We start from the raw sequence: 5,643 nt of genomic DNA, 5'->3' as shown, positions 1-5,643 counted from the left end.
CCCGCCCCCGCCCGCTACACACACTAATCCCCCCCCGCACCCCACCACCTTGGGCACCGCCCCCCCACATGGCAGAAACACCCCCGGGGGGCGGGGGGGGCGGGGGGCCCCCCCACGCCCGCCACCTGGTCGCCGAGGGCGCCCGGGTCGTGATCGGCGACATCCTCGACGAGGACGGCAAGGCGCTCGCCGACGAGCTCGGCGAGTCGGCGGTCTTCGCGCACCTCGACGTCACCTCGCCGCAGCACTGGGCCGATGTCATCGGGCTGGCGAAGGCCACGTACGGAGGTCTGGACGGCCTGGTCAACAACGCCGGCGTGCTGACGTTCCGGCCGATCGCCGACATGGACGTCGAAGAGTTCCGGCGGGTCCTCGACATCAACCTCACCGGCGCCTGGCTGGGCCTCAAGGCCGCCACCGATGCGCTGGCTCAGGGCGGCGGCTCTGTGGTCAACGTGTCCTCGATCAACGGGTTCGTCGGTTCCTCCGGCCTCAGCGCCTACACGGCCAGCAAGTTCGCGGTGCGCGTGCTCACCAAGGCGGCCGCCCAGGAGCTCGGCCCGCGCGGCATCCGGGTGAACTCGATCCACCCCGGCGGCATCGCCACCCCGATGACCGGCCGTACGCCCGGCCAGAGCGACACCGACGGCGCCGAGGTCTTCGCCCGGGTGCCGATCCCGCGCTGGGGCCGGCCCGAGGAGGTCTCGCCGCTCGTGGCGTACCTGGTCTCCGACCAGTCCGGCTACTCCACCGGCAGCGAGTTCGTCGTCGACGGCGGCGCGCTCAGCGGCACGGTCTTCTAATCGCTTCCCAGAGGAGAGAAATGGTCACCAGCATGATCGACAAGATGGCGGCGGGCATCGCCTCCGAGGTGGTCCGTCTCGACGGCACCTGCGAGCTCGAGCGCGCCGCGATCGGCGGCAAGGCGTGGAGCGTGAACGCGATGCGCGCCCAGGGTCTGCCGGTGCCGCCGGCGGTGGCCCTGACCACCGGGTGCTGCGCCGACTTCTACGCCGCCGGGGGAGCCGTGCCCGAGGAGGTGTGGCAGCAGGTACGCCAGGGCATCGCCTTCCTCGAGGAGGAGACCGGCCGCGGCTTCGGCGACGACCGGCACCCGCTGCTCGTCTCGGTGCGAAGCGGCGCTCCGGTCAGCATGCCCGGGATGATGGACACGGTCCTCAACCTCGGCCTGACCGCGGCCGCCGGCGCGAGGCTCGCCGCGGAGAGCGGCGACGAGGCGTACGTGAGCGACACCCGCGAGCGCTTCGTGCGGCAGTATCGCGAGACCGTCCTGGCCGACGAGCAGGGCGAGGTCCCGGACGACCCGTGGGACCAGCTCCGGGCGGCCGTCGGCGCCGTCTTCGCCTCCTGGCAGTCGCCGCGCGCGGTGACGTACCGGGCCTCCCGGGGGATCGCCGGCGACCTCGGCACCGCCGTCACCATCCAGGCGATGGTCTTCGGCAACCTCGACGACCACTCCGGAACCGGCGTGCTGTTCACCCGCAACCCGAGCACCGGCGCTCGGGAGCCGTTCGGTGAGTGGCTGCCGCGCGGCCAGGGTGAGGACGTCGTCTCCGGCCGGGTGACCCCGCAGCCGCTGGCGGCGCTGGCCGTTGCGCTGCCCGGTGCCCACGCCCGGCTGATGGACGCCGCGCGGGCCCTCGAGGTGTCTGCCCGGGACGTCCAGGACATCGAGTTCACGGTCGAGGGCGGCCGGCTCTGGCTGCTGCAGACCCGCTCCGCCAAGCGCTCGGCCGCAGCGGCTGTCCGGATCGCCGTCGACCTCGTCGACGAGGGCCTGCTGACGGAGGAGGAGGCGGTCGGCCGGGTGACCCCGGAGCACGTACGCGGCGTCCTCGCCACCGGCACCGGTGCCGGGCTCGGCGATCCGCTGGTCACCGGCGAGGCCGCCTGCCCCGGTCTCGCGACCGGCGTCGCGGTCACCGACCCCGACGAGGCCGAGGTCCGCGCCGAGATCGGCGAGGACGTGATCCTGGTGCGCTCGACCACCTCGCCGGACGACCTGCACGGCATGCTCGCCGCGCGCGGCATCGTCACCGAGTACGGTGGCGCGACATCGCACGCCGCGGTCGTCAGCCGGGAGATCGCACGGCCCTGCGTCGTGGGCTGCGGGGCCGGTGCCCTGGCGCTCCTGGCGGGCCGCGAGATCACCGTCGACGGTGCCACCGGGCAGGTCTGGGAGGGCCGGGTCGAGGCCGCCGCCGCGGACCCGACCGCCGATCCGTTCCTGAGGCGGCTGGCCGGGTGGGCCGAGAGGCAGCTCCCCGGCGCCGCCCGCGCCCAGGTGGTCGCGATGCCTCCCGCCGAACGCATCCTCGCCGCCTTCGAGTCGCTCGAGCGGTGAGCGCACCGGCGAAGGGCACGGGGAAGGGCACGGGGAAGGGCACGGGGAAGGGCACGGGGAAGGGCACGGTCGCGGTGGTCACCGGCGCCAGCCGCGGGGCCGGCGCCGGCATCGCGGCGGCGCTGGCCGCCACCGGCGCGACCGTGTACGTAACCGGCCGTTCCGAGGATGGGATCGCCCGGACCGCCGCGGAGTGCGACCGCCGTGGCGGCGCCGGGATCCCGGTCGTGTGCGACCACGCCGAGGATGCCGCGGTCGCGGCGCTCTTCGACCGGGTACGCCGCGAGCACGGCCGGCTCGACGTCCTGGTCAACAACGCGATCGCGCTGCCCGACGGGCTCACCGACGACCGGCCGTTCTGGGAGAAGCCGCTCGCGCACCAGCGGATGTTCGACGTCGGGCTGCGCTCCTCCTACGTCGCTGCCTGGCACGCCGCCCCGCTCCTCACCGTCGGCGGCGGGCTGGTCGCGCACACCTCGTCCTTCGGTGGCGGCTGCTACTTGCACGGACCGGCGTACGGTTCGGTCAAGGCCGGCGTCGACAAGCTCGCGCACGACCTGGCCGTCGACCTCGCCCCGCACCAGGTGGCGGTGGTGTCGGTGTGGATGGGCATCCTGCGTACCGAACGGACGCTCGCGGGCCTTGCGCGCGACCCGGGCAGATATGGGGAGCTCGCGGCGCGCACCGAGTCCCCGGAGTTGACCGGAAGGATCCTCGCGGCGCTGCTGGCGCACCCGGAGCGGATGCGCTGGAGCGGGCGTACGGTCATCGGCGCCGAGCTCGCCCGTGAGCTGGGGGTCACCGACACCGACGGCAGCAGCCCGCCCTCGCACCGGGAGATGCTGGGCGGGCCGCTCGAGTTCAACCCGGCTGTCGTCAGATAGGCCTCAGTGGGCCCGGCCGGCGACCGCCTCCTCGAGCCGGGTGCGGCCGCTGAGCTGGATCAGGTCCTCGTGCAGCTCGAACCACACCGTGTGGTAGCTGTCCAGGATCGGCCGGGCCACCCACATCGTCTCGCCGGCGGCGATCTGGTCCTGGGCGTGCTGCAGCCGGGCGGAATAGCGCGCCAGGCGTGGTGCCAGCTCACCGAGCCGACCGACCAGCGGGAGGACCGCGGTGTGCAAGAATGCCAGCCGCTCCAGCACCGAGGAGTCGTACGCCGCGTCGGTGTGGTCGTTGGGGGTGGCACTGTCCTTCATCTGCCAGGCGGTGATGATGCCCTTCAGGTCGGCGTTTACCTCGCAGAACTCGTCATACGCGGTGGCGAGCGCCGGGCCGTCGACCGTCGCCCTGTCGGCGTCGAGGAGGGCAGCCAGGTGCTCGCGGCCGGCGGGGGAGAGCCGGTACGCCGCGCCTGCCTGCTCGCACAGTCCGCGCGACACCGCCTCGGCGAGCAGGTCGCCGGCCTCCTCGGTCGAGACACCCAGCGGGGTGGCCACGTCGTCCAGCCGGACCCGGCCCTTCAGTTCCACGATGCGTAGCAGGTCCATGTCGGACACAGCGCTCTCCTCTCACTCACGATCACGTCCGGCAACCATCGCCCGGTGAAGGGCTGTGACGGACGCCGCTCCCAGTGAGCGGGACGGTTGCCAGGAGACCGGTTCCGGCGGGAGATCGTGGGGCCGACACCCTGGACGACGATCGACGGAGGACGGATGAGCGTGGTGGGCGAGGATCGCCGCAGCAGGTGGACCGAGCTGGCGGCAGTGGACAACGTACGTGACCTCGGCGGGTTGCCCGTCGAAGGCGGCGGCAGCACCAGGTTCGGCGTGGCCTTCCGGGCCAGCACCCCGCAGCAGGCCACAACGGACGACGTCGCCCTGCTCGTCGACGGCCTCGGGATCCGTACGCTGCTGGACCTGCGGCTTCCCGACGAGGCCGCCCGCGAGGGACACGGCCTGCTCGGCGAGGCCGGCCTGTCGGTGGTCAACCTGCCGGTCCGCAAGGGCGACTCGACGGTGCGCGACGTGGTCATGCCCGACACGCGCAAGACCGACCTGGGGCTGCTCTACGAGCAGCTCCTCGCCGGCAGCGCCGCCTCGATCGTCACGGCCGCCCGGAACGTCGCCGACCCCGCCCGGCACGGAGTCGTGTTTCACTGCGCCGCTGGTAAGGACCGCACCGGCGTCCTCGCCGCGGTCCTGCTCGACGCCGTCGGGGTGACGGCCGAGGCGATCGTCGAGGACTACGCACTGACCGCCGAGCGCGAGCATCGTGTCCGGGAACGGCTCATCCGGATCCCCGCGTACAGCGACCTGCCGCCCGTCGCCGAGGGCGTCATGGGCGTCAAGGCTGCAGCGATCAGGCGGTTCGTCGAGACCCTCCGCGCCACCCACGGCGGCGCCGCCGAGTTCCTGCTGCGCCACGGGCTCGCCGAGGACGAGCTGGCCGCGCTCCGGGACGCGCTGGTCACGCCCCCAACATCCGCAGCCGATTGACCAGGGCCCGGGCATGATGTGCCCCGATCCGTACGTCACGCCACAGCCGCGCCACCGGGTCGTCGTTGTCGAGGGCATGGCTGCGCACGCTGGCGAAGACCAGCCCGACTGCCTCGACGGCCCGCTCCACGGCGTAGAGCTGGTCGTCGAAGGGGTTGCGCGCCTGCGCGTCCGGGTCGGCGTCGGTGGGCGTGCCGAGCACCAGCGCGGCCGCGTCCAGCGAGGACGCGGCCCGGGCCACCCGCGCGGGGGAGAGGTCGCGGGAGGTGACCTCCTCACCGGCCTGGGTGAGCTCGACGCGTTGCCGCAGCTGCTCCAGATGCAGGTCGAGGGCGCCCCGGGCGGACCCCACGAGCGCCATCGCGACGATCGCGCCGACCGGCGCCAGCGCAGGCGCGCGGTCGCCGACCCCGGCCCAGGCGTGACGGGGCACGACCACGTCGCTCAGGTGTACGTCCTGGGCACCCCACGCGGTCAGGCCGACGGCGTCCACCGAGCTCTCGAGGCGCGCCGCGGCGGTCTCCACCAGCACCAGCCCGACCGGCCCGGGCTCGCCGTCGGAGCTGTGCCGGGCGGCGAGGATGAGCCAGCCGGCCTGGGCAGCCCCAGTCACGGCGGACCAGCGGCCGCGTACGAGCAGCCCGTCCTCGTGCTCGCGGACCGAGCCGGCCGCCTCCAGCGAGAAGCCGACGAGCGGGTCGACGCCCGCCTCGCCGCGCAGGTCGGCCCAGGCCTGGTGCGGGAAGAGGTCGAGGAGCCACGGGACCGCGGCCGCGTGGGCGGTCACCCAGCCGGTCGAGCCGCACGCGCCGCCGACGAGGCCGACCACGTCGAGCAGCC

At 73.9% G+C, this 5,643-nt stretch carries 6 protein-coding genes; 4 read left to right on the top strand and 2 right to left on the bottom strand.

Annotated features, from left to right (window positions below):
* Nucleotides 1-68 precede the first annotated feature (68 nt).
* Genes ACFU7D_RS28320 through ACFU7D_RS28310 form a run of 3 tightly spaced genes read left to right on the top strand, consistent with a single transcriptional unit; the run spans nt 69 to nt 3,249 of the window.
* Nucleotides 69-803 carry an SDR family oxidoreductase gene (locus tag ACFU7D_RS28320; protein ID WP_378873557.1) on the top strand — a complete coding sequence of 245 codons (735 nt, stop codon included), beginning with the start codon at nt 69-71 and terminating at the stop codon, nt 801-803.
* Nucleotides 804-823: 20 nt separating this feature from the next.
* Complete coding sequence (locus ACFU7D_RS28315) at nt 824-2,365, top strand: pyruvate, phosphate dikinase (protein ID WP_378873555.1); 1,542 nt, start codon at nt 824-826, stop codon at nt 2,363-2,365.
* Complete coding sequence (locus tag ACFU7D_RS28310; protein WP_378873553.1) at nt 2,362-3,249, top strand: SDR family NAD(P)-dependent oxidoreductase; 888 nt, start codon at nt 2,362-2,364, stop codon at nt 3,247-3,249. The genes ACFU7D_RS28315 and ACFU7D_RS28310 overlap by 4 nt, the downstream gene beginning before the upstream one ends.
* A gap of 3 nt (nt 3,250-3,252) precedes the next feature.
* Here the strand turns inward: ACFU7D_RS28310 and ACFU7D_RS28305 are convergent, their stop codons facing one another.
* A complete protein-coding gene (locus ACFU7D_RS28305) occupies nt 3,253-3,864 on the bottom strand; it encodes a hypothetical protein (protein ID WP_378873551.1) in 612 nt (203 codons plus the stop codon).
* A 156-nt stretch (nt 3,865-4,020) separates the two neighbouring features.
* Here ACFU7D_RS28305 and ACFU7D_RS28300 point away from each other — a divergent pair, with 156 nt between their 5' ends.
* Complete coding sequence (locus tag ACFU7D_RS28300; protein ID WP_378873549.1) at nt 4,021-4,803, top strand: tyrosine-protein phosphatase; 783 nt, start codon at nt 4,021-4,023, stop codon at nt 4,801-4,803.
* On the opposite strand, the gene ACFU7D_RS28295 is transcribed toward ACFU7D_RS28300, so the two are convergent.
* Nucleotides 4,775-5,643: hypothetical protein (locus tag ACFU7D_RS28295; RefSeq protein WP_378873547.1), on the bottom strand; the 869-nt coding region annotated here is incomplete at its 5' end. The two genes, ACFU7D_RS28300 and ACFU7D_RS28295, sit on opposite strands and share 29 nt — an antisense overlap.

Source organism: Nocardioides sp. NPDC057577, assembly GCF_042801335.1.
In the GTDB taxonomy this organism is placed as follows: domain Bacteria; phylum Actinomycetota; class Actinomycetes; order Propionibacteriales; family Nocardioidaceae; genus Nocardioides.
Note: the sequence above shows the minus strand (reverse complement) of the source record. Positions and strands in the feature narration are given on the sequence as shown.

Excerpts from the sequence above, each read along its gene's own strand:
- ACFU7D_RS28315 (WP_378873555.1), top strand. The coding sequence starts at position 824 with ATGGTCACCAGCATGATCGACAAGATGGCGGCGGGCATCGCCTCCGAG.
- ACFU7D_RS28320 (WP_378873557.1), top strand. The coding sequence starts at position 69 with ATGGCAGAAACACCCCCGGGGGGCGGGGGGGGCGGGGGGCCCCCCCAC.
- ACFU7D_RS28300 (WP_378873549.1), top strand. The coding sequence starts at position 4,021 with ATGAGCGTGGTGGGCGAGGATCGCCGCAGCAGGTGGACCGAGCTGGCG.